Below are 24,326 nucleotides of genomic sequence, written 5' to 3'. Positions count from 1 at the left end.
ATGGATACGCTCAGTATTGTCATCATTGTTATCTCGGTAGTGCTGGCGGTACTGTTCAAATGGGTGCTGTTCAGCAAAATACGGCGCTGGATGGATATCGACCTGATCCGTCAGCTCGCACAGGGTGAATCAGAGCTGGAGCAGCGCCTAACCCATTATTATCAGGAGCTTATTAAAAGCGGTGTGAAACGCCGGGAAATTCATGACAAACTGCAGCAGTTCGCTGACAGGAATGAACCCAAACCCTGACAGCGGGTCAGTAAAAGCAGTGCTCTATCGTTAGTCGTCATTGCAAGGAGAGATCTGTGCGAGGTTTGAATAGACTGCCCAAATGGGTATTCACTGCTGTACTCAGCTGCAGCCTTGGCTTTGGCACCGCGAACGCCGAAACACCCAGCCATGGTATTGCCATGCATGGCGAGCTCAAATATCCCCTGGGGTTCGAGCATTTCGAATACGTGAATCCGAATGCCCCCAAAGGTGGCAGCCTGCGCGAAGCCTCCATCGGCACCTTTGACAGCCTTAACCCGTTCATCATCAAAGGCACCGCCGCCGATAGTACAGGCCTGATGTATGACAGCCTGCTTGCTCGTGCCCTCGACGAGCCTTTCTCTCTCTACGGTCTGCTGGCAAAAGAAGTTGTACTGGACCCTCAACGACGCTGGGTAGAGTTCGAATTACACTCTGAAGCCGCCTTCAGCGATGGCCAGCCGGTTACTGCCGAGGATGTTGTATTTACGTTCAACACCCTGTTGGAAAAAGGCAGCCCCTTTTTCAAGAGCTACTATGGCGGCATCGAAAAGATCAAGGCACTTTCCCCGACCCGGGTACACTTTGACTTTGGCAACACCAGCAACCAGGAGCTTCCCCTGATCGTGGGCGAGGTGCCGATTCTGCCCAAGCATTACTGGCAGGAACGTGATTTCAGCAGCCCTTCACTGGATATTCCCGTGGGTTCCGGCCCCTATTCCATCGAGCGCATCGACCCGGGTCGCACCATCGTTTATCAGCGCCGTGATGATTACTGGGGCAAGGACCTGCCCGTCAATATTGGCCGGCACAATTTTGATCAGCGCCAGTTCGATTACTACCGAGACAGTACCGTAGCACTTGAGGCCTTCAAGGCAGGCGAGTACGACTATCGCAGTGAGCACGCCTCCAAGGCCTGGGCCACAGGCTATACCGGCGCCCCCTTTGATGATGGCCGCATCAGCAAGGAAGAGATCCAGCACCAGAACCCCAGGGGCATGCAGGGCTTCATCATGAACACCCGTCGCCCCCAGTTTGCTTCCGCCAAAACCCGTGAAGCGCTGACTTACGCCTTCGACTTCGAGTGGACGAACCAGAATCTTTTCTATAACGCCTACACCCGCACCAACAGCTATTTTGATAATTCCGAGATGGCTGCTGACGAGCTGCCCACGCCTGCTGAACTGGCGATATTGGAACCCGTTCGCGATCAGGTGCCGCCAGAAGTCTTTACCCAGGTATACAAGGCACCCCAAACCGATGGCAGTGGCCGTAACCGCAAACAGCTGCGTCAGGCACTGCGCCTGTTGCAACAGGATGGCTGGTCACTTCAGGATGGCAAGCTGGTAAATGCTGCCGGCGAGCCCTTCCATTTTGAAATCCTGTTGGTGCAAAAAGAATTCCAGCGTGTCGTTTCACCCTTCATTCGCAACCTGGAGCGCCTGGGTATTTCCGCGGATATCCGCATTGTAGACGTGTCCCAGTACATCAACCTGTTGCGCCAATTCGACTTTGACATGATTGTCTACGGCTTCGGCCAATCCAGCTCTCCGGGGAATGAACAGCGCGATTACTGGAAATCCGATAATGCAGACCGCCCCGGCAGCCGCAACCTGATCGGTATTCGCAACCCTGCGGTTGACTATCTGGTAGAAGAGTTGATTGCCGCGCCGAACCGGGAGCAACTGGTACTCCATGCCCGCGCACTGGATCGCGTGCTGCAGTGGAATCACTATGTCATCCCGCATTACCACATCAACGCCTGGCGTATTGCCTACTGGAACCATCTGGCGCACCCCGAAACCAGCCCGAAGTATGATATCGGCCTGGATACCTGGTGGGCCAAACCCTGATGGCAGCGTATATACTGCGCCGATTGCTGCTGATCATTCCGACCCTGCTGGGCATTCTGCTGCTGAACTTTGTACTGGTTCAGTTTGCGCCCGGCGGGCCGGTGGAACAGACAATTGCAGAACTGGAAGGGATGGGCGTTGCGGCCACCAACCGCATGGGCAGCGGCCCCCAAAGCGATACCACTGGCGATGGCTACCGAGGTGCAGAAGGACTGGACCCCAGCCTGATTGCCGAAATTGAGCAGCTGTACGGCTTCGACAAGCCCGCACACGAACGTTTTTTGCAGATGCTGGGCAACTACCTCCAATTCGACTTCGGCAAGAGCTTTTACAGCGATAAAAGCGTTGTAGTCCTGATCATCGAAAAGCTGCCGGTCTCGATCTCACTGGGGCTCTGGACCACACTCATCACCTATCTCATTTCCATACCTCTGGGTATTCGCAAGGCCGTTCGCGACGGCACCCCCTTTGATGTATGGAGCAGCAGCCTGATCATTATCGGCTATGCCATTCCCAACTTCCTGTTCGCCATTCTGCTGATTGTGTTGTTTGCCGGGGGCACCTATCTGGAATGGTTCCCGCTGCGCGGGCTAACCTCCCCCGACTTTGATCAAATGACCTGGTGGCAGCAGATTGGTGACTACTTCTGGCACATTACCCTGCCGGTACTGGCATCAGTGGTATCCAGCTTCGCAACTCTGACCATGCTAACCAAAAATGCCTTTCTGGATGAAATCCATAAACAGTATGTGTTGACTGCACGCGCGAAAGGCCTGAGTGAAAATTCGGTGCTGTATCGCCACGTCTTCCGTAACGCCATGCTGCTGATTATTGCCGGCATGCCTGCCGCACTAATTGGTATTTTTTTCACCGGCTCCATGCTGATCGAGGTGATTTTCTCTCTGGATGGATTGGGCTTGCTCGGGTACGAAGCCGTCATCAACCGTGACTATCCCGTAATCTTCGGCACTCTATATATATTCACGTTGGTAGGCCTGCTGTTGAAACTGGTCAGCGACATCACCTACACCCTGGTTGACCCCCGTATCGATTTCGAGAGCCGGGAGATCTGACATGCGCTTGAGTCCTATACAACAGCGCCGCTGGGACAGCTTTAGACGTAATCGACGGGGTTACTGGTCGCTCTGGATTTTTGCCACTCTCTTCTTTCTCAGCCTGGTTGCCGAGCTGATCGCCAATGACCAGCCGATCCTGATCCAGCATAACAACCAGTACTTTGTGCCTGTAGTGGAAGAGTATACCGAGGTCGATTTCGGCGGCGAGTTTGCCCTGCCCGCCGATTACCGGGACCCCTACCTGCAGGAAATCATTGAAGAGGATGGTGGCTGGATACTCTGGCCACCGATTCCCTTCAGCTATGACACCATCAATTACGATTTGGAGCAGCCCGCCCCGTCACCACCGACCTCCACCAACTGGCTTGGCACCGATGATCAGGGCCGTGATGTGATGTCACGCGTCATTTACGGCTTCAGGATTTCAGTGCTTTTTGCGCTGATTCTCACACTGGCCAGCTCAGTCATCGGGGTTTGTGCCGGGGCGGTGCAGGGCTATTACGGTGGCCGCATCGACTTGCTGTTTCAGCGCTTTATCGAAATCTGGTCGGGACTGCCCGTCCTGTTCCTGCTGATCATTCTGGCCAGCCTCATCAAACCCAACTTCTGGTGGCTTCTGGGCATCATGCTGCTGTTTTCCTGGATGAGCCTGGTCGATGTGGTGAGGGCGGAGTTTTTGCGCGGGCGCAATCTTGAATATGTCCGCGCTGCACGCGCCCTGGGGCTTAGCGATGTACAAATCATGTACCGACACGTACTCCCCAACGCCATGGTGGCCACGCTGACGTTCATGCCTTTTGTTTTCAATAGCGCCATCGTGACGCTAACTGCACTGGATTTTCTTGGTTTTGGCCTGCCGCCGGGCTCGCCTTCTCTGGGTGAGCTGGTGGCACAAGGCAAGGAAAACCTGCACGCCCCCTGGCTTGGGCTGACAGCCTTTATCACGCTATCAGTTATGCTGACACTGCTGATATTCATCGGCGAAGCGGTTCGCGATGCCTTTGACCCAAGGAAAGTTTGATCATGACCAAACCTCTACTGAACGTTGACCAGTTGAGCGTGCAATTTACCGGGTCAGACACCCCGATAGTGAACAGGGTCAGTTTTCAGATCAATCCGGGTGAAACCCTGGCGCTGGTCGGCGAGTCAGGTTCCGGCAAATCGGTCACGGCCCTGTCTTTGCTGCAACTGCTGCCATCACATCAGGTGAGCTTTCCCAGCGGCGCTGTTCATTATCGTGATCAGGACCTGATCAAGGCCAGTGAACTCAAGCTGCGGCAGATTCGCGGCCACAAAGTCAGCTATGTCTTCCAGGAGCCGATGACGTCGCTCAACCCCCTGCATACCCTGGAGAAGCAGATTGGCGAAACGCTGCGCCTGCATCGCGGCCTTGGGCGCCAGCAATGCAGGGAAAAAGCGATTGAGCTGCTTGAACTGGTGGGCATTGATAACCCTGAAGGCCGACTGGAGCACTATCCCCATCAGCTTTCAGGTGGTCAGCGACAGCGTGTCATGATCGCGATGGCACTGGCCAACGAGCCGGAACTTCTGATCGCAGATGAGCCGACGACTGCACTGGATGTAACCGTACAACAGCAGATACTGGAACTTCTGCAATCTCTGCAACAGCGCCTGGGCATGGCAATTTTACTGATCACCCATGATCTGAATATTGTCCGCCGTGTTGCTGACCGCGTCTGTGTTATGCACCAGGGCGAAATCATGGAAACAGGCCCCTGTGAAAGCCTGTTCCGAGCACCTAAACACCCCTACACACGCACCCTGCTCGAGGCAGAACCTGAAGGCAGCCCGGACCCCATAGCAGTTGATTCATCTCCGTTGCTGCAGACCAAAGACCTTAAAGTCTGGTTTGAACAACGCGGAGGACTCCTCAAACGCATCAAGGGCTATCACCGCGCAGTCGACGGTATCGATCTCACACTCAACCCCGGTGAAACACTGGGCGTCGTCGGTGAATCAGGCTCCGGCAAAAGCACCCTGGCCATGGCAATACTGCGCCTGATCAGCAGCAAAGGCCAAATTGAGTTTAAGGGTGAGCGGCTTGATACGCTCAAGAGCAAACAGATGCGCCCAGTTAGACAGCAGCTACAGGTGGTGTTTCAGGACCCGTTCGGCAGCCTCAGTCCCCGCATGACGATCGGTGATATCATTGCTGAAGGCCTGGAGGTGCAGGGCATCAGGGATAGCAATGAGCTGAACAGGATCATCTGCCAGGCGCTTGAGGAAGTGGGTCTTGATGCGCAGATGCAGAACCGATATCCACATGAATTCTCTGGTGGTCAGCGTCAACGTATCGCCATAGCACGGGCACTAGCCCTCAAACCGGCGTTGATTATTCTTGATGAGCCAACCTCGGCGCTGGACAGAACCGTGCAGAAACAGGTGATTGAACTGCTACGCCAATTACAGACTCGCTATGGTTTCAGTTACATTTTTATCAGCCATGACCTGGCTGTTGTTCGCGCAATGAGCCACAGGGTCATGGTGATGCGCCAGGGCAACGTGGTTGAGCATGCTGATGCCGAAACACTGTTTTCTTCACCAAAACACGAGTACACCCGTAACCTGCTGGCTGCATCAGCCCTTTAACTCCAGTCTGGCAAACACCACAACAACGAAAAAAGCCGCCCTTGGGCGGCTTTTTCATGGCTAAGATAAACACCTAAGGTTAGTTACGCTCTACCTCAGCAGCAGCTTCCATCGCCTCCAGACGCGCCTGGTAGCTCAACTGACCATTACGGTTAGCCATAAAGCCACCCATTTGACGCAGCATCTCAGCATCTACACCACTCAGGTCTGCTTCATTAACTGCGGAAAGCTCCACCACCGCGAGGTCACCATCGCTCAAGGCGACTTCAGCATAGACCGGCCGATCTTCAGCAGGACGTGCCATTTCGAAGGCCAGGCGATTTACCGCCAAAGGCGCCTGATCCGACTCACGCGCCATATCAGCAGCAACAGACCAGCTCAGGTCAGGCTCCACCTGATCCAGGGACTTTCCTTCACCCAGCGCAGCAATAAGTGCCTCAGCACGCGCTGAAAGCGCTTCAGAGCCTCGCTCCTGACGCAGCTCAGCTTCAAGCTGTGCTTCCACTTCTTCAAATGCGAACTGGCGTGCCGGAATATTTTCCTTCACACGTACGACAACCGCACGCTCACGCGTCAGTTCAAGTGGAGCACTGTTGAGCCCTTCATCCTGCAGATCAGCACTGAAGGCCGCACGGAGGACCTTAGAGTTATTGGTCAACTCAGAGCTGCCGCCGGTTTCGGCAAATGGCTCAGTTGTCTGAATGGCCAGACCCAGTTCTTCAGCAGGAACTTCCAGATCTGCCGACGAGAAGCTCAAATCAGCCAGACGCTCCAGAGCCTCAACGTAGCCGGCTTCGGCCTGCTGCGCTGCCAACTCTGCACGCAGAACCGGAGCACGCTCATCATAGGTAGGCGCTTCTGTGGCACGGATGTCATTCAGCTTGATCAGGTGGTAACCGAACTCGGTGCGTACCGGCTCAGACAGATCACCTGACTGCATGCCAAACAGCGTGTCCTCAAACGGACCAATAAATACACCACGGGCATTAAAGCCAAGCTCACCACCCTGTGCAGCGGAGCCCGGGTCTGCAGAGAACTCCTCAGCCGCCTGCGCAAACGTGATTTCGCCATCCAGAATACGCTGACGCAATGCCTCAGCCTCTGTACGCACTTCAGCTTCACCTGCATCACCGACTTCAAGCAGGATATGGGCAGCATCACGCTCTTCATCAGCTTCAAAGCGCGCCAGCTCCTGCTCATAGGCGCCACGCACATCAGCATCCGATACAGCTTCAGGATCGGCAAAATCTGCCTGATTCAGCTCGACATAGGAGAGCACTACCTGTGGCTCTGTCATGAAGCGATCCAGGTTGGCTTCATAGCGCGCCTTAAGGTCGGCCTCGGTGATCTCCAGACCTTCCTCGACTGCGTCACGGGACAGACGTGTCCAGGCGATGTCGCGTGTCTGCCGATCCAGTGCCAGCAGCTGTTTCACTTGAGCCGGCGTGGCGAATGCAGACAGCTGGTATGCACTGCGCTCCTGACCAATCAACTGCTCCTTGCGCAGCAGCTGACGATACATCAGCGGCGTCATGCCAACCGTACGCAAAGTGGATTCAAACTGGTTGGGATCAAAACGGCCATCAATCTGAAAATCCGGCGTGGATACAATCATCTGATCAATCATGGCATCAGACAGATACAGCCCCTGCTCTTCGGCAGACTGCAACTGGATTTCCTGATTAATCAGCGCATCCAGCACCTGGCGGCGCAACAGATTCTCGTCAATTGCGGCAGGATCCGCATCCTCGCCCATCTGAGCCAGAATCCGGCGGCGCTGCAGTTCGACTCCACGCTGCAGATCCACGGCACTGACCTCGGCACCGTTGACTTCAGCAGGCGGTTTTTCACTGTTGGCCAGACCGATCAGTGACTCCACACCGAACAGCGCGAAGGTCACGATGATCAGGCCGACGATCGCCTTGGCGATAATCCCCTGTGAATTTTCCCTGATGGTTTGAAGCATTGTAAGCGTACACTCTGATTTATAAAAAAAGCGCATCCGGAGGGAATGCGCTTTTTCAGATCACTTTAAATATCCGACGAAATGTCGGACAGGATCGTAAGTTGGCGGAACGGACGGGACTCGAACCCGCGACCCCCTGCGTGACAGGCAGGTATTCTAACCAACTGAACTACCGCTCCGAGGTAATCAGGACTTTAGTTCCGATTACTTGTTTACTGCGTCTTTCAGAGCCTTACCCGGCTTGAAAGTCGGCAGAGTTGCAGCGGCGATATCGATCGGCTTGCCAGTCTGCGGGTTACGACCGGTACGAGCAGCACGCTCTTTGGTCGCGAAGGTGCCGAAACCAACCAGAGCGACGGATTCACCACGCTGCAGCGCTTCAGTGACAGATTCCAGTGTTGCATCCAGTGCACGACCGGCGGCTGCCTTCGGGATATCAGCAGATGCAGCAATCGCGTCGATCAGTTCAGATTTATTCACATTGTTCCCCTTTTAGAATCGTTGTCGTGTTCTATCCGTTGTCTTTGCCCAGCGCATAGTCTGCAACTTTATACCAACTGCCCGAAACAGGTGTCAACTGGCTGCAGCCCTTTTATGCTGGGGCTTTGCGTTAATGCGTACTTAATTGACTGGGTTCATTTCGGCTGCCGTTTTTCTCATTTGCAGCAGCTTCAATTTCATCATCTGTCAAGGGCTTTGGTGCATGCGTCAGTGCAATATCCAGCACTTCGTCGATCCACTTGACCGGACGAATATCAAGATCTGCCTTGATATTGTCGGGAATTTCCTTGAGATCGCGGGTATTTTCTTCCGGAATGACCACCGTACGAATACCGCCTCGGTGTGCTGCCAGCAGCTTTTCCTTGAGCCCACCGATCGCCAAAACCTGCCCACGCAGGGTAATTTCACCCGTCATGGCCACATCTGCACGTACAGGAATACCGGTCAGAGCCGAAACAACTGCGGTGCACATGCCAATACCGGCACTGGGGCCATCTTTCGGAGTTGCCCCTTCAGGCACGTGAATATGAATATCACGCTTCTCATGGAAATCCGGCTGAATACCCAGCAGGCGGGCACGGTTGCGCACCACCGTCATGGCAGCCTGAATTGATTCCTTCATGACATCGCCCAGAGAGCCTGTGTTCATCTGACGGCCCTTACCCGGCACAACAGCGGATTCGATGGTGAGAATATCACCGCCGACCTGAGTCCAGGCCAAGCCAGTTACCTGACCCACCTGGTCTTCTTCTTCCGCCATACCGAACTTGTACTTTTTGACGCCGTTGTAATGTTCCAGCTCATCGGCTGTCACTTTCAGGCTCTGGCCTTCTTTTTCCAGTGCCAGCTCGCGCACAACCTTACGTGCAATCTTGGCTATTTCACGCTCCAGGCCACGAACACCGGCTTCACGGGTGTAGTAGCGCACCAGACCCAGAATCGCCTCATCGGTGATCTCCAGCTCTTTCGCCTTGATGCCGTTGTTCTTCAGCTGCTTAGGCACCAGGTAACGACGTGCGATATTGAGCTTTTCGTCTTCGGTGTAACCCGGAATACGAATAATCTCCATACGGTCCAGCAGCGGACCCGGGATATTCATGGAGTTGGAGGTACACACGAACATCACATCGGAGAGATCGTAATCCACCTCCAGGTAATGGTCGTTGAAGCTGCTGTTCTGCTCCGGATCCAGTACTTCCAGAAGAGCTGATGAGGGATCACCGCGATGATCCATACCCATTTTGTCGATCTCATCCAGCAGGAACAGCGGGTTCTTAACACCGATACGCGCCATTTTCTGGATCAGCTTACCGGGCATGGAGCCGATGTAGGTACGACGGTGGCCACGGATCTCGGCCTCATCTCGCACACCACCCAATGCCATACGAACGTACTTGCGGTTGGTGGAACGCGCAATGGAGCGGCCCAGTGAGGTCTTACCTACACCCGGAGGACCAACCAGGCACAGAATCGGGCCTTTGATTTTCTTGACTCGCTTCTGTACCGCCAGGTATTCCAGAATGCGGTCCTTGACCTCTTCCAGACCATAGTGGTCTTCGTTCAGGATTTTCTCGGCATGGCGCATATCCAGACGCACGCGTGAACGTTTGGTCCAGGGAATCTGCAGCATCCAGTCGATATAGCCGCGGACAACCGTGGCTTCTGCACTCATGGGAGACATCATCTTGAGCTTGTTGTACTCGCTCAATGTCTTGTCCAGCGCTTCCTGAGGCATGCCAGCGGCTTCGATACGGTTTTTCAGCTCTTCCATATCGGAGGCGCCAGACTCGTCCATATCGCCCAGCTCTTTCTGAATCGCTTTCATTTGCTCATTCAGATAGTACTCGCGCTGGCTCTTTTCCATCTGTTTCTTGACGCGTCCACGGATACGTTTCTCAACCTCAACCAGGTCGATCTCCGCTTCCATCAGCGACATCAGGTGCTCAAGACGCTTGCGCGCGCCGAGCATTTCCAGAATGGACTGCTTTTCTTCCAGCTTCAGCGCCATGTGAGCAGCAATGGTATCTGCCAGGCGGCCGATATCGTCAATGCCTTGCAGAGAGCTATGGACTTCGCTCGGGATCTTCTTGTTGACCTGAGCAAAACGCTCAAACTGGTCAAGCGCCGTTTTTTTGTAGACTTCGGCTTCAGCGCTGCTGACAGTATCAACGGGCAGCACCTTAACCTGGGCACTGAAACACTCGGCTTCTTCAACCAGCTGCTCTACACCGGCACGGTATTCACCTTCTACCAGCACCTTCACGGTGCCATCCGGCAGCTTCAGCATCTGCAATACATTGGCAACACAGCCAATATCGAACAGATCACCCGCTCTGGGCTCATCTTCAGATGCACTCTTCTGGGCAACCAGCAGAATTTGCTTATCCCCTGACATTGCCAGTTCAAGCGCATGGATCGACTTCTCACGACCCACGAACAGCGGGATCACCATATTGGGATATACAACCACATCCCTCAGGGGCAATACGGGAAGCTCGACGGTCACAGCGTCATCGTTTGCTTCAATATGATCCATGATGAGTGCCTCTTTGCAGGGCGCCAGGTACGCTGACGCTACTTGGTAATGTTCGCTTAGTCATTCAATGGGGATCTTTAATCTAAATACAACCACTTACGACTAATAAAATGGCAGACCGGTGCGGAAGGACGGGGGAACCTGACTCAATTCCCCCGCGGATGAAGCGAGAGGATTACTTGAAGTAGGCGTTTTCACGAACGCTGTGGTCGGTAGCATCTACCACGCCTTTCAGGCCCGGTACGCGCTCGATCAGCGTTTTTTCAACACCATCCTTGAGCGTCATATCCACTGCGCTACAGCCCTGACAACCGCCACCAAAACGCAATACAGCAATTGCACCGTCTTCTTCTTCAATCAACTGTTCCAGCTTAACCTCACCGCCGTGAGATGCCAGGCCCGGGTTAACGTCTGAATAAAGCACATAATTGATCTGCTCATCCATGGGACTATCGGCTGAGACCTTCGGCACCTTGGCATTCGGAGCCTTGATTGTCAGCTGGCCACCCATACGATCTTCGGAAAAGTCGACCAGCGCCTCTTCCAGATATGGCAGGCTGTTACGCTCAATATAGAAGCGCAGCAGTTCCAGGTCCATGATTTCGTCTTCCGAATTAACCTCGTCAGGACGGCAGTAGGCAAGGCAGGTTTCGGCGTAGGCAGTACCGGGCTGAGTGACGAACAGGCGTACCGCAATACCTTCAACATTCTGTTTTTCAAGCAGCTCTGCCAGATACCCTTCGGCAGGCTTGGTCACTGTAATGGTCATAAACTACCTTTGTGAATCTTCATTTGGCTCTAGGTTGCACTTGGTGTCAGCATACACCCAATTTAATCTTGAGTAAATTGATCGGATATTAGCCAAACCGCGTCAGATCGCGCTTTTGCCAGCACTGGCGCGCATCCTTCACCCACTCAGCTGCTGACTTTTGCTGCCCTTTGGACACTAATCTCAGCGCTCCGGCAAGCGTGCTGATGACAGCGCCCTCACCGTATTCATGCGCCAGTTCACCGCGCCAGAAACGCAACAAGTCTTCAGTATCCAGCTCATCCTCGCGCACCAGTCGTTGTGCGTACAAACGAGGCCAGAACTCTTCGGTCAGCTGCTCTTTCATTACCCAATGCAGCTCGCTGTCAGAGTCAGGCTTCATTTCAGCTTCGCCACCATCGCCACGGATGGTCAGACTAAATGCCGTTCCCAACAGTTGCGCCGTTTTCTGATGCATAGGCGCATAAGGAGGATGGAAAACGCCATCAATGCAGCACTCTGCCTGCAAGGGGTTTAACAGACGACACAGGGTATGTACGGGTGAGCGGAGGCCCAAAACAGGCCGCAACTGGATAATTTGTCCAAGGCGCGGGGCCATGGCATCAATGGACATGAAGGCAAAGTTTTTCTGTGACAGCTGCTCTCCAACTGCTGCCCAGTCCGCGCAGGCACTTATTCCGAACTGAGCCAGCACATCTTCGGTATAGATCCTGCCTGGGGTATGACCGCGCGCCCCATGCATGAATACCCTGATACCAGCGTCAGCCAAAGCCAGCGCAGCCAATAAAAACCAGGGCAGGCGACGCTTCTTGCCGGCATACGACGACCAGTCCAGGTCAGCCGTGAGCTCAGCCGGAGGCTGCATGCGCGCTCGCACAGCCTGCGCAAAACCCTGCAACTCTTCCGGCGCCTCCTCCTTGATTCGGATAAGCATCAGAAAAGCGCCAAGCTGCTCAGGCTCTACCTTGTCATCCAGGATCATGCCCATTGCATCACGGGCTTCTTCGGTTGTCAGGGAACGACTACCCTTTTTACCCTTCCCCAGAATTCGGACATAGGGTGCGAATGGATGCTCCTGCGACATTGATGCCTCTCTGACTCGACTGGAATGGAAATGAAGGATCAAATTATGACACGAGTTGCAGACCAATGCCGAACGGACTCCATTAGCGGCTGATACCGCCCATACCGCTATCAAATCCAGTACAATTGGCATCTGCATTCAATTTCAGCGCTCGATTAACCCGTATCAGCAAGGCATTCAGCATTTATGCGACGTTCACGTATCAAATATGGCGGCCCCTCCAAGCGCCGCACGCCCTCAACCAACATCGACAGCACACACACATTGAAAGTGGAGCGCCTTAGCCATGAAGGCCGTGGTGTTGGCCTGATTGACGGTAAAACCACGTTTATTGCTGATGCACTTCCCGGAGAAGAGGTTGAGATCCGTATTGAGGAAACGCATAAACGCTACAATACGGCCAAGGTAATCCAGCGCCACACTGACAGTCCGGACCGTGTCGAGCCACTGTGTGCACATTACGGAGACTGTGGCGGCTGCGACCTGCAACACCTGCACATTGAGGCGCAGCGCCAGCACAAATCCCGCCAGGTACTGGACCAACTGCAGCGTTACGCCAATGTGGAACCTGAAGAGATTCTGCCGCCACTTGTTGCCGACGCATCCGGTTACCGCCGCTCTGCACGTATCGGAGTTAATCAGCGTCAACGTGACGGTGAAGTCATTGTCGGTTTTCGCCGCCGCGGCAGTAACAAGTTGCTGGATATCGACAGCTGCCCGGTCATGGATAAGCAGCTACAACCCGTATTCGCCTTACTGCGCGAGGCTCTGCATGACCAGGGCGATGTACGCCGCATCACACATGCAGATATCAGCCGGGGCGATCAGGGCGGCTACCTGCGTCTGCGCTGTACACGAGGCCTGCCAGAAAACCTTCATGTACGACTGCAACAGGTCGCAGACGAACTTGGCCTGGCGTTGGAAATTGCCCTGGATAACTCCGCGTCGACTGATGCCCAAGCGATGTATAGCCTGCCAGGACAGGACCTGTCTTTGGCTTTTGCCAGCACGGATTTTATTCAGGTAAACGCGGCCATCAACCAGGCGATGGTCAATCAGGCGCTCGAGTGGCTTGCACCTTCTGCCGAGGAGCGCGTGCTGGACCTGTTTTCAGGCCTTGGCAACTTCACTCTGCCGCTGGCGCAAAAAGCTGCGCAGGTGGTAGGCGTCGAAGGGTCCGACACCATGGTCGAGCGTGCGCGCAGTAACGCCGAACAGGCTGGCCTGAACAATGTGAGCTTTTACCGGGCCGATCTAACCCAGACGTTCCGCCACGCACCCTGGTTCCGTGAAGGTTTTGACCTGATTCTGCTTGATCCACCGCGTACTGGCGCCCGTGAAACCGTCAATCAGCTGGCCAGCTATGGTGCCAAACGCATTCTGTATATTTCCTGTAACCCTTCAGCACTGGTGGCCGATCTGGCCCCACTACTGGAACAGGGCTACCGCATCAAACGGTTTGGCATCATGGATATGTTCCCGCAGACCGCCCATGTGGAGTCCATGCTACTGCTGGTGCATCCGGATGCCTGAGTTTCTCTACCACGACGACCAGGTTGTTGTTGTGAGCAAGCCTGCCGGTTTGCTCTCTGTACCCGGGCGTGGCGAAGACAAACAGGACTGTCTGTGGCGGCGTGTGCAGCAGCACTTTCCGACAGCTCGTATTGTGCACCGGCTGGATCAGGCCACATCAGGCATACTGGTCCTTGCCCTGAGTGCAGACAGCCATCGCCACCTCAGCATGCAGTTTCAGGAGCGCGGTACCGACAAGCGCTATAGCGCTGTTGTAGAAGGCCTTATGGAACAGGATCAGGGGTGTGTCGAGTTGCCACTGCGCTGTGACTGGGAACGCCGCCCCCTGCAGATGGTTGATCATGACAAGGGCAAGCAGGCCACCACCGAATGGGTGTGCACCTTACGTGACCCGGTACTGAATACAAGTCGGGTTACCCTGTATCCCATTACCGGACGCTCACACCAGTTACGGGTACATATGATGGCCATTGGCCACCCTATTCTGGGTGATCGTTTTTATGCGCTACCAGAACAGGCAGAGCAGTACTCCAGACTGCATCTACACGCCGAAATGCTGGCGTTTGATCACCCGGAAACCGGAGAGCGTCTGGAGCTGGAAAGCCCCTGCCCATTCTGAAATCCCGAATGAACCTCTGACCCCATTACTTCAGGATTACACGCATAAAAAACGGGAGCCTTGGCTCCCGTTTCTAGTGAACTGGATGATATCGAACTAGATCTGTTCCGGCATCTGGTCTTTTACCGCCCAGAGAATCTCCTCTGCGACAACTGCAGGTGCTTCCAGTCCCTGTTCAGTATGCACACTCAGGAAAACACCGGTACGACTGCGGTTCAGGTGTAGCTGATAACGCCCGACATGCTCAAAGCTGTCAGTTTCTGCGTTGTATCGGCCCGAATCATCACCACTGCCGAAGACATAAAGCACACGACCACCGAACCAGATTTTATAGCCGTCCTGATTGGCGGCATTGTTCGGATCAGACAGCTCAGATTCGACATCACCGCCGGCTTCAGCAGCCGGCTCATTGGAATTGGAGCTATAACGAATCACGTCACTACCCTCTTCGAACCCAAGCGCAGAGTCGATGAAGTCAGTATTCAGAGTGATTTCGTCGCGGTCCGAGTGCAACCACTCGAAGAAGCCCATTTTATTGACCTCTTCAACCGGTGTCGTGGTGGTGTAGGTCAGGTAGAACACACCCAGTGACTGATCACGCGTACCTACATCCAGCTCTGCCTTGTCCAGCGCTTCGTTAACCAGCTCCCATGCCTGATCGGCACCGGCACCGACTTTCAACACCGGATTACCCTGGGCATCACGCCCCAGCAACGGGCGCACGACACCGTCTTTCTGCTGCATGGAAAGCAGGGTTTGTGCCGTCGGTTCGGCACTGGCCTTGCTGAGGTAGCGCAACATTTCAAACATCATGTCGGACTTGTACTCGACGTCCGTTGCCTGTTCTTGCCAGTTAATCTCGGCAACGTCCTGCTCCAGCGGGAACTGGACGTGAGAGAGGCGAATGGAAGTACGGCCATAATCATCGGGATCAGGACGTACAGTCATGCGCAGCTTGTTACGGGTATCTGAATCGATATCCTGCAGCGTCAGACGCTTCACCCAAAGGTCGATGGCACTGTAATCATGACCATCCAGGGTAATCCAGTCCGTTTCCATCACGCCCTGGCGCGGGTCGGCATAGGCAATCTGGATATCATTGAAAGTCCAGAAATCATGCAACTTGCGCCAGACATCGGCAATGGGCTCATCAACCAGGATCACCTTCTCGCCATCCATACGGCGCAGGTTGACGTTCTCCGTACCGGATTCAGCGTAGAAGAACTCCGGACGCGGCACCTTGAAATCACCGCCGCGACCGACAGCTGTAACACCGGCATCCGGGACCACCAGCTGATCCTGCATGGATTTGGCACGCAGGTGCGGCGGCAAATCGAGTCGATCAGCCTTGGTTGCCAGCTCGTAATCCTGGCTTCGATCCCTCACCAGACCTTCGTCACCGTAGATCGGGTTGTTACTGCAGCCTGTAGCGAAGGAAACCGCCAGCACCAGCGGCAGGTAGCGCGTCCGTAGTATTTGCATAAAACTGCCCTGTTAGATGACGCCACACTCGCGCAGAGATGCACGAACCAGTTCCTGGTACTGCTCGGACAGAACAGTCAACGGCAGGCGAATACCCTGCTCAATCAGACCCATCTCTGCCATCGCCCATTTAACCGGAATCGGATTGGCTTCAATAAACAGGTTGGTATGCAGCGGCATCAACTTGGCCTGCAGTGCACGCGCACCTTCAAAGTCTTTTTCCAGACCCAGACGGCAAAGTTCGGCCATTTCAGCAGGCGCCACGTTGGCTGTAACCGAGATGTTGCCCTTACCGCCCATCAGGATCAGTTCGATGGCCGTTGCATCATCACCGGAGTACACCGCGAAATCGGACGGCACGTTTTCGATCAGTTCACGTGCGCGGTCCAGGTTACCGGTGGCTTCCTTGATACCAACGATATTGTCGATTTCGGCCAGACGGTAAACTGTCTCGGGCAACATGTCACAAGAGGTACGGCCCGGTACGTTGTACAGAATCTGCGGAATGGAAACCGCTTCTGCAACCGCCTTGAAGTGCTGATACAGACCTTCCTGGGTCGGTTTGTTGTAGTAGGGAACAACCAACAGGCAGGCATCAGCACCGACCTTGGCAGCGCGCTCGGTCATTTCGATCGCTTCTGCTGTGGAGTTGGCGCCGGTACCGGCGATAACAGGGATACGTCCATTGACGCGCTCAACGACGGCCTTTACTACGTCCAGATGCTCATCGTAGCCCAGTGTCGGAGACTCACCTGTGGTACCAACGGCAACGATGGAGTCGGTTCCCTTATCAAGATGCAGATCCACTATCTTGTTCAGAGCAGCCCAATCGATTTCTCCGTTGGCTGTCATCGGGGTCACGAGCGCTACCATACTGCCGCGAATCATTTTCTTCTCCATCTTGTCCGGGAACTCAGTGAGCTAAGGTTTCCATGCTACCGGTGAGAATCAGAAGCCTCAACCAGCAGCGCCTTTTTTGCTATCGTAAACAACGCATTCTAAACGAAATCGTGCTGCCTCGCGTAGTAGTGTAAGCGACTTTTTATCAGCCAAGGATAGTTCCCATGAGCACACCCGAAATCGACAAGCCTTTTCCGGATTTTACTGCCCAGGCCACAAGCGAGACTGAAGTCAGCCTGAGCGCCCTTAAAGGCAAAAACATCGTGATCTATTTTTACCCCAAGGACAGCACCCCGGGCTGCACCACCGAGGGCCAGGATTTCCGTGACCTTTACCAGGAATTCCAGGCTCTGGATACCGAGATTTTCGGTGTATCCCGTGACGGCATGCGCAGCCACGAGAATTTCAAAGCCAAGCAGGAATTCCCGTTTGAGCTCATCAGCGACAAGGAAGAAGAGCTGTGCAAGCTGTTTGATGTGATCAAGCTGAAGAAAATGTATGGCCGCGAACACCTGGGCATTGAGCGCAGCACCTTCCTGATCGACAAGGAAGGCGTACTGCGCAAGGAATGGCGCAAGGTAAAGGTCAAAGGGCACGTTGACGAGGTACTGGAAGCCGTTAAGGCCCTGTAAAAACCTCCGGCAGCCGATGCTCTATTCGGCTGCCGCTTCTTCTACCGCCTTGGGCCAGGCACTGACGATGGCTTTGACCAGGGTAGCCAGCGGAATGGCAAAGAACACCCCCCAGAACCCCCAGAAACTGCCAAATACCAGCACCGCGACAATGATCGAGACCGGATGCAGGTTTACAGCCTCAGAGAACAGCAAAGGCACCAACACGTTCCCATCCAGCGCCTGAATCACACCGTAGGCAATCATCAGGTACATGAATTCGTTACTCCAGCCCCACTGAAACAGGGCAATCAGCATTACCGGCAAGGTCACAACGGCCGCGCCGATATAGGGAATAACCACTGACAGCCCGACCAGAATGCCCAACAACGCGGCATAGTTGATGCCGAAAAATGCGAAGGTCACGTAACTGACCACCCCGACAATCATGATTTCGATCGCCTTGCCACGTACATAGTTGGCGATCTGGTCATCCATCTCATGCCAGACACGAGTCATCATTTCACGTTTCGGTGGCAGGAAGGCGACCCAACCGCTCATCAAGCGACGCCCGTCCTTGAGGAAGAAAAACACCAGGATCGGAACCAGTACCAGATAGATCAGGATGGTCATGATTCCAGTGATCGAATTCAACGAGAAGGTCAGCACCCACTGCCCCAAACGGCTAAGTTCAGTTGCTGCCGCTGCAATCAGCTCCCGCACCTGCGTCTCTGAAATCAAATCCGGATAGCGCTCCGGCAGAACCAGCAGTAACGCCTGCATCTCGGCCACCATGCGGGGCGCCTCATTGAAGAGGTTTACCAGCTGCTGCCACACAATCGGCATTACGAAAATCAGGAAGCCCGATACAAACCCGAGGAAGAGCACAAAAACCAGCGCCACCGCCGCCAGGTGAGGCATCCCCTTTTCACACAGCCAGTCCACCATTCCCTGCATGAGGAAAGCCAGAATAACCCCGGCAATCACAGGCGCCAGCGGCTGCCCCAGCACCCAGATAGCCAGCAAGGCACCACCGAGCAGCAGAAACAGAAACAGGGCTTCCTCGTCCGAGAAATATTGATCAATCCATTTACTTAAAATCTTGCGCATCTAAGACCTCAGGCCGAATGGCCACGACGAATCCAGAAAATGTAACGCCCTTCTTCGCTGAACGTATCAATCAGTTCATGGTCAGACAGGCCAGTATAGGCAGGAATATCTCGCAGAGAGCCGGCATCGGTAGCGATCACTTTGAGCACCTGACCCGGCAGGAGTTGATGCAGGGCCACCTTGGCTTTCAACAGCGGCATGGGGCAACTCAGCCCGCTGGTATCCAGCTCCTGGTCGAACGTAGGTTCGGTCATCCATTATCTCCTATACACTAGCCATGAACGCATCGCACTTTATACCATATCCTTTCAACAGGTTAACCGAACAAGTGAAGGCCCCATGTTGCAACTTCGTCATATCCTGATCTGTATGCTGCTGTGGGCACTGCCCCCAACCGCCCAGGCTAACGACTATAACCTGCCGCAGCTGAATGACAGCACCTCTGCGACTATTAGCCTGCAAGAGGAGTACCGACTGGGCCGAAGCTGGTCACGTGTACTACGTGGTCAGGCCCCAATGCTACAGGACCCGATAAGCTATCAGTATCTGGAAGACCTGATCTGGCGCCTGTTGCCGAACAGTCAGGTACAGGATCGCCGCGTCTCCATGTTTCTGCTGGATAATCGCGGCATAAACGCCTTTGCTGTTCCCGGTGGCGTGATTGGCGTTAACGGTGGTCTCATTCTGACCACTGAATCAGAAGGCGAGCTTGCTTCCGTGCTGGCACACGAACTGGCGCATTTAAGCCAGCGTCATTACGCCCAGCGCCTTGAAGAGGAACGCAAAAATCGCCCCATGATGCTGGCGGGCATGCTGGCCGGTATTTTGCTGGCAGCCGCGGATTCAGAAGGTGGCATGGCGGTCATTTCATCTACCATGGGTGCTTCAGCCTATCAGCAACTTGCCTTTAGCCGTCGAAACGAGCAGGAAGCCGATCGAGCCGGCATGCAAACACTGGCTGCTTCCGGTTTCGACCCCGAAGCCATGCCCAGCATGTTTGCGCGCTTACAGCGCAGCTATCGCTTCTATGGCCAGAAACCACCCGAGTTTTTATTGACTCACCCGGTAACCGAGTCTCGTATCGCCGACTCCATGAACCGCGCGCATCAGCTGCCCAAACCACGCAACACGGAATCATCGCTTGAATTCCAGCTGGTCAAAGCACGCATGACCGTGCATTTCAATGAAAGCTCTCGCAAGATTCTTGAGCAGTACCAGGCTACCCACAAGAAAAACCCGTCACTGGCCAATCAGTATGGATTGCTCTTGTCTGCCATTGCTGATGGGCAGCATCAACTCGCTGAATCAACCTGGCAGTCCCTGCCAGACTCACTGAAACGCCACCCCTACGTGCAGATGACACGTATCGAACAGCTACAGTCAGCTGGACAACATCAGCAGGCCGTTGCCCTCGCCGACCAGCTGCTACAACTGTATCCAGGCAACCGCCCCGTGCGCATGCTGCGCGCGAACGCTTTGCACCTAGCCGGTCAGCCTCAGCAAGCAGCAAGCGCCTATCGCAGTCTGGCACGGGATTACCCCGAGGATGCAGAGGTGCTGTACCAGCTAAGCGAGACCCTGGGCCTCATAGACGACAAGCTGGGTGTGCATGAAGCGCGTATAGAATACTTCCTGCTGACAGCGCAGTTTGATCTTGCTTTGCGTCAGATTGAGTATGCCAAACGGGAAAAAGGTCTGACAGGCTCAGACAAGGCTCGACTGGAACAGCGTGAACGTGAAGCCAAGGCGCTTCGAGAAGAGATGAAACAGCAGTTCTAGGTTGATACGTGCAAGCAAGGAAGAGTGTGATGAAAACGGCTTCGCACCCTGGTGTGAAGCCGTTTCCGAACAGGGATCAGTTGGCCTGAAACTCCAGCATACGCTGAAGCGGCTTGAGCGCCTGTTCACGCAACTCATCATCCACGTGGATCTCATCCGCACCATTTTCCAGTGCCGCAAGGATGTTATCCAGACCGTTCATGGCCATCCACGGACAATGGGCACAGCTGCGACAGGTCGCGCCAGAGCCACCCGTAGGGGCTTCAAGCAGACGCTTACCCGGCGCCGCCTGCTGCATCTTGTAGAAGATACCGCGGTCAGTCGCTACGATGAAGGTCTCATTGGGCATTTCCTGAGCCGCCTTGATAAGCTGGCTGGTAGAGCCCACGGCATCTGCAATCTGGACAACCGAATCCGGTGACTCGGGATGAACCAGTACCGCAGCATCGGGATAAACCTGCTTAAGGTCCAGAACACCCTTGGCCTTGAACTCTTCGTGAACGATACAGCTGCCGTCCCAAAGAATCATTTCTGCGCCGGTCTGCTTCTGAACATATTCGCCCAGATGCTTGTCAGGCGCCCAGATGATCTTCTTACCCTGATCACTCAGGTGCTCAACGACCTGAAGCGCAATACTGGAGGTAACAACCCAATCGGCACGCGCTTTTACGGCAGCCGAGGTATTAGCGTACACCACCACTTCATGATCGGGATACTGATCACAGAATGCCGAAAACTCGTCCGCAGGACAGCCGATATCCAGTGAGCAGGTCGCCTCCAGGGTCGGCATCAGAATGCGCTTTTCAGGGCTCAGAATCTTGGCCGTCTCGCCCATGAAACGAACGCCAGCCACAATCAATGTCGAGGCTGGATGCTTGGCTCCAAAGCGCGCCATTTCCAGAGAGTCTGACACACAACCGCCGGTCTCATCGGCCAGCTGCTGGATCAGATCATCCGTATAGTAATGCGCAACCAGACAGGCATCTTTTTCTGCCAGGAGTCGACGAATCTTTTCTTTGTATTGTTCGATTTCTGCTGATCCCATCTGCGACGGCAGGTGCTCCTGAGCAAAATGCTCCTGCACCAGAATGCGATCATCAAGGTCCTGCTTACTCAACATAATATTGGTTCTTGTCATCCCGCGGGGGTTACTGCCAATGAGGGCATAAATCTAGGGTGCAGATTATACCATAGTTGCAGCAATGCACGGAAAACATTGCGCACAGGCATACAGATAGAATGTGACAGGGAAATGAAGATAGTACTGGAAAAAAATGGTGGGTCGTATAGGACTCGAACCTATGACCAATTGGTTAAAAGCCAACTGCTCTACCAACTGAGCTAACGACCCATCGACTCAGGCAGACGGCCTGATGAAAGGAAGTGGTGGGTCGTATAGGACTCGAACCTATGACCAATTGGTTAAAAGCCAACTGCTCTACCAACTGAGCTAACGACCCACTGGGCTGCGCATTTTACGCCTAACTGCGTGAAAGGCAACCCCTTTTTCAAAAGAATTACATGTAACGAGTCGGATCTGCCACACCGGCGTCGGCAAAGCCCTTGGCTCTCAGCCGGCAACTGTCACAACGACCACAGGCACGCCCCTCATCATCGGCCTGATAACAGGAGACGGTCAATGCGTAATCGATACCCAGCGCCGTGCCCTTTTCGATGATATCGGCCTTGGTCAGGTGCATCAGCGGTGTTTCGATACTGATCGGATCACCCTCTACGCCTCGACGTGTTGCCAGGTTCGCCATGGTTTCAAATGCCTGGATAAATTCCGGTCGACAGTCCGGATAACCGGAGTAATCCACCGCATTCACGCCAATAAATATGGCATCGGCATCCAGCACTTCAGCCCAACCCAGCGCCAGCGACAAAAATACGGTATTACGTGCCGGCACATAGGTCACCGGAACACCTTCACACTCATCTTCAGGCACATCAATGCTGTTGTCGGTCAACGCTGAACCACCAAAGTCTTCAAGACTAAGGCGCAACACACGATGCTCGGCAACACCCACCTGAGCGGTAATGGCACGCGCCGCATTCAACTCGGTCAGAGAGCGCTGACCATAATCAAAGCTGAGTACATAGCAGGCATAACCCTGCTCTTTTGCCATTGCCAAAGCAGTGGCTGAATCCAGACCACCGGAGAGCAGAACAACTGCTCGTTTTTCACCTTGTTTCATCAACTCACATCAAATCTATTGGCTACAAATTAAGGCGTCAGATAACCCCGTGCCAGCTCAGAAGCTGATGACTGCGGATAGGTATCAATCACCTTACGCATCATCTGCTCAGCCCCAGCCGTGTCACCACTGCGCCCGAACAGCACTCCCAGCTTATACATGGCATCCGGTGCCTTACTGTGCTCGGCGTAATTATCCAGCACCTGTGTAAACGCCTGACGGGCACCCTCAAGTTGCTGTTGCGCCAGGTGCACCTCACCCTTCCAGTACCAGGCATTAGGAATGAGCCCGCTGTTGGGATAGGTATTGATAAACGCTGTAAGCGCCTTGTTGGCTTCAACAAAGTCACGCTGACGTATCAGACCGTAAGCCGCTTCATAAGCATTTTGATCGGCACTGGCGGGTGCTGACGGGCTTTCAGAAGCCTGCGGAACATCCTGTGCTACCGACTCGGGAACCGTTTGCTTATCAGCTGAAACCTTAGACTCGGCAGGCCCTGGAACAGGTGGCGCTGCTGTCGCAGAGCCTTCACCCGTCGCCAGCGCTGCATCTGCGGGCAGGCTTTGGAACAGCAGACTCAGGCGACGATCAATATCCCGGTAACGCTCACGCTGCTGCTGCTCCAGCAGGTCCAGTCGACGCTGCTGCTGCTCTACCGTGCCACGCAGGCTCCTCACTTCGTCCTGAAGCTGCTGAATCAGCAGCACCATTTCATTTCCCGCAGAATTGGCGCCCAGCGCAACAGGCTGACCGGAAGTCGTGGAGCCGCTTCCCGCTTCACGAATCTCAATTACCGGGACATCGGCGTAAGCCGGTGCGGCTGCACTGAGCAGCCCCACCAGGATGCCATTTTTGGCTATACGGATCATTTGCTCAGGTATTTCAGCTCAACGCGACGGTTTTTGCCCCAGGCAGCGGCATCATGGCCGATCATGGCAGGCTTTTCTTCACCGTAGCTGACAGTTTCAACCTGGTTGGCAGTCGCGCCATTGACCATCAGAAGACGCTCGACGGACTTGGCACGACGCTCACCCAGCGCCATGTTGTATTCACGGGTACCACGCTCGTCAGCATGCCCTTCCAGACGCACCGAGGCAGTGGGGTTCTGTGCCAGGTAACGCGCATGTGCTTCCAGATCAGCAAAACCCTGCTGGCGAACAACGGCTTTATCAAAGTCGAAGTAGAAAACGGTCTGCAGCTGATTCAGGTCTTCACGAGTGACCACCTGACCGGCGGATACACCACCGCTGTTTGCACCGTAACTGCTGGCACCAGCGCCGTCCTGACCACCATTAGCAGAGCCTGCAGCACCACCATCAGTAGTAGTGCTGGTTGTGCTACAACCGGCCAGAATCATTGCAGATGTAATGGCGACGGCTTTGGTAAAGTTGGCTACGCGCATGCTGTTTCCTCTAAGCGTTATATAGTTAATTGGTTATCAGTGTAATGT

At 54.5% G+C, this 24,326-nt stretch carries 22 protein-coding genes and 3 tRNA genes; 9 read left to right on the top strand and 16 right to left on the bottom strand.

Annotated elements, in window-relative coordinates; genetic code table 11:
* The 5 genes from O3C79_RS10540 to O3C79_RS10520 are packed head-to-tail and all read left to right on the top strand — an operon-like array spanning position 1 to position 5,788.
* The gene (locus tag O3C79_RS10540; RefSeq protein ID WP_494383065.1) at positions 1-249 is read left to right on the top strand and encodes a hypothetical protein; all 249 of its coding nucleotides are present in this window, start codon (positions 1-3) and stop codon (positions 247-249) included.
* 56 nt (positions 250-305) lie between these two features.
* A complete protein-coding gene (locus O3C79_RS10535) occupies positions 306-2,102 on the top strand; it encodes an extracellular solute-binding protein (RefSeq protein WP_494383064.1) in 1,797 nt (598 codons plus the stop codon).
* Entirely contained in the window at positions 2,102-3,175 is a 1,074-nt protein-coding gene (locus O3C79_RS10530) for a microcin C ABC transporter permease YejB (RefSeq protein WP_494383063.1), read from the top strand. The genes O3C79_RS10535 and O3C79_RS10530 overlap by 1 nt, the downstream gene beginning before the upstream one ends.
* Position 3,176: 1 nt before the next feature.
* A complete protein-coding gene (locus tag O3C79_RS10525; RefSeq protein WP_494383062.1) occupies positions 3,177-4,199 on the top strand; it encodes an ABC transporter permease in 1,023 nt (340 codons plus the stop codon).
* Between the two features lie 2 nt (positions 4,200-4,201).
* Positions 4,202-5,788: an ABC transporter ATP-binding protein gene (locus O3C79_RS10520; RefSeq protein WP_494383061.1), complete on the top strand. Its 1,587-nt coding sequence runs from the start codon at positions 4,202-4,204 to the stop codon at positions 5,786-5,788.
* A 79-nt stretch (positions 5,789-5,867) separates the two neighbouring features.
* Here O3C79_RS10520 and O3C79_RS10515 read toward each other — a convergent pair whose 3' ends face one another.
* The 6 genes from O3C79_RS10515 to O3C79_RS10490 form a co-directional block, all read right to left on the bottom strand.
* Positions 5,868-7,754, bottom strand: coding sequence for a SurA N-terminal domain-containing protein (locus O3C79_RS10515; protein ID WP_494383060.1), 1,887 nt, complete (start codon positions 7,752-7,754; stop codon positions 5,868-5,870).
* 102 nt (positions 7,755-7,856) lie between these two features.
* A tRNA-Asp gene (locus O3C79_RS10510) sits at positions 7,857-7,933 on the bottom strand.
* A 25-nt stretch (positions 7,934-7,958) separates the two neighbouring features.
* A complete protein-coding gene (locus O3C79_RS10505) occupies positions 7,959-8,234 on the bottom strand; it encodes an HU family DNA-binding protein (protein WP_010325487.1) in 276 nt (91 codons plus the stop codon).
* A gap of 130 nt (positions 8,235-8,364) precedes the next feature.
* Positions 8,365-10,791 (bottom strand): endopeptidase La, encoded by a 2,427-nt coding sequence (lon, locus tag O3C79_RS10500; RefSeq protein ID WP_494383059.1) that lies wholly within the window; start codon positions 10,789-10,791, stop codon positions 8,365-8,367.
* Between the two features lie 175 nt (positions 10,792-10,966).
* Positions 10,967-11,560, bottom strand: a complete 594-nt coding sequence (nfuA, locus tag O3C79_RS10495) for a Fe-S biogenesis protein NfuA (RefSeq protein WP_010325489.1) — start codon at positions 11,558-11,560, stop codon at positions 10,967-10,969.
* An 88-nt stretch (positions 11,561-11,648) separates the two neighbouring features.
* Positions 11,649-12,644 (bottom strand): glycosyl transferase family protein, encoded by a 996-nt coding sequence (locus O3C79_RS10490; protein ID WP_494383058.1) that lies wholly within the window; start codon positions 12,642-12,644, stop codon positions 11,649-11,651.
* Between the two features lie 186 nt (positions 12,645-12,830).
* Between O3C79_RS10490 and rlmD the strand changes: the two genes are divergently transcribed.
* A complete protein-coding gene (rlmD, locus tag O3C79_RS10485; protein ID WP_494383057.1) occupies positions 12,831-14,177 on the top strand; it encodes a 23S rRNA (uracil(1939)-C(5))-methyltransferase RlmD in 1,347 nt (448 codons plus the stop codon).
* Positions 14,170-14,796, top strand: a complete 627-nt coding sequence (locus tag O3C79_RS10480; RefSeq protein WP_010325492.1) for a pseudouridine synthase — start codon at positions 14,170-14,172, stop codon at positions 14,794-14,796. The genes rlmD and O3C79_RS10480 overlap by 8 nt, the downstream gene beginning before the upstream one ends.
* Before the next feature lie 96 nt (positions 14,797-14,892).
* Here the strand turns inward: O3C79_RS10480 and bamC are convergent, their stop codons facing one another.
* Together bamC and dapA are read right to left on the bottom strand one after the other, a co-directional pair.
* A complete protein-coding gene (bamC, locus tag O3C79_RS10475; protein ID WP_494383056.1) occupies positions 14,893-16,278 on the bottom strand; it encodes an NlpB/DapX family lipoprotein in 1,386 nt (461 codons plus the stop codon).
* 12 nt (positions 16,279-16,290) lie between these two features.
* Positions 16,291-17,166, bottom strand: a complete 876-nt coding sequence (gene dapA, locus O3C79_RS10470) for a 4-hydroxy-tetrahydrodipicolinate synthase (RefSeq protein WP_010325494.1) — start codon at positions 17,164-17,166, stop codon at positions 16,291-16,293.
* Between the two features lie 176 nt (positions 17,167-17,342).
* Here dapA and O3C79_RS10465 point away from each other — a divergent pair, with 176 nt between their 5' ends.
* Positions 17,343-17,810 (top strand): peroxiredoxin, encoded by a 468-nt coding sequence (locus tag O3C79_RS10465; protein WP_010325495.1) that lies wholly within the window; start codon positions 17,343-17,345, stop codon positions 17,808-17,810.
* 21 nt (positions 17,811-17,831) lie between these two features.
* Here O3C79_RS10465 and O3C79_RS10460 read toward each other — a convergent pair whose 3' ends face one another.
* Together O3C79_RS10460 and O3C79_RS10455 are read right to left on the bottom strand one after the other, a co-directional pair.
* On the bottom strand, positions 17,832-18,899 hold the full coding sequence (locus O3C79_RS10460; RefSeq protein WP_076462529.1) for an AI-2E family transporter: 1,068 nt from the start codon (positions 18,897-18,899) through the stop codon (positions 17,832-17,834).
* 8 nt (positions 18,900-18,907) lie between these two features.
* On the bottom strand, positions 18,908-19,153 hold the full coding sequence (locus O3C79_RS10455) for a sulfurtransferase TusA family protein (protein ID WP_010325497.1): 246 nt from the start codon (positions 19,151-19,153) through the stop codon (positions 18,908-18,910).
* An 85-nt stretch (positions 19,154-19,238) separates the two neighbouring features.
* Here O3C79_RS10455 and O3C79_RS10450 point away from each other — a divergent pair, with 85 nt between their 5' ends.
* Complete coding sequence (locus O3C79_RS10450) at positions 19,239-20,678, top strand: M48 family metallopeptidase (protein ID WP_494383055.1); 1,440 nt, start codon at positions 19,239-19,241, stop codon at positions 20,676-20,678.
* Positions 20,679-20,754: 76 nt separating this feature from the next.
* On the opposite strand, the gene nadA is transcribed toward O3C79_RS10450, so the two are convergent.
* From nadA to pal, 6 genes are all read right to left on the bottom strand, one after another.
* Positions 20,755-21,798: a quinolinate synthase NadA gene (nadA, locus tag O3C79_RS10445; protein WP_494383054.1), complete on the bottom strand. Its 1,044-nt coding sequence runs from the start codon at positions 21,796-21,798 to the stop codon at positions 20,755-20,757.
* 155 nt (positions 21,799-21,953) lie between these two features.
* Positions 21,954-22,029, bottom strand: a tRNA-Lys gene (locus tag O3C79_RS10440).
* A gap of 33 nt (positions 22,030-22,062) precedes the next feature.
* Positions 22,063-22,138, bottom strand: a tRNA-Lys gene (locus O3C79_RS10435).
* Positions 22,139-22,195: 57 nt separating this feature from the next.
* Positions 22,196-22,876, bottom strand: coding sequence for a 7-cyano-7-deazaguanine synthase QueC (gene queC, locus O3C79_RS10430; protein WP_010325500.1), 681 nt, complete (start codon positions 22,874-22,876; stop codon positions 22,196-22,198).
* Between the two features lie 29 nt (positions 22,877-22,905).
* On the bottom strand, positions 22,906-23,745 hold the full coding sequence (gene ybgF, locus O3C79_RS10425; RefSeq protein WP_494383053.1) for a tol-pal system protein YbgF: 840 nt from the start codon (positions 23,743-23,745) through the stop codon (positions 22,906-22,908).
* The gene (gene pal / locus O3C79_RS10420) at positions 23,742-24,278 is read right to left on the bottom strand and encodes a peptidoglycan-associated lipoprotein Pal (RefSeq protein WP_010325502.1); all 537 of its coding nucleotides are present in this window, start codon (positions 24,276-24,278) and stop codon (positions 23,742-23,744) included. Before pal ends, ybgF begins: the two co-directional genes overlap by 4 nt.
* Positions 24,279-24,326: the final 48 nt, after the last annotated feature.

Source organism: Marinobacterium sp. NO-S09 (assembly GCF_059179545.1).
Note: the sequence above shows the minus strand (reverse complement) of the source record. Positions and strands in the feature narration are given on the sequence as shown.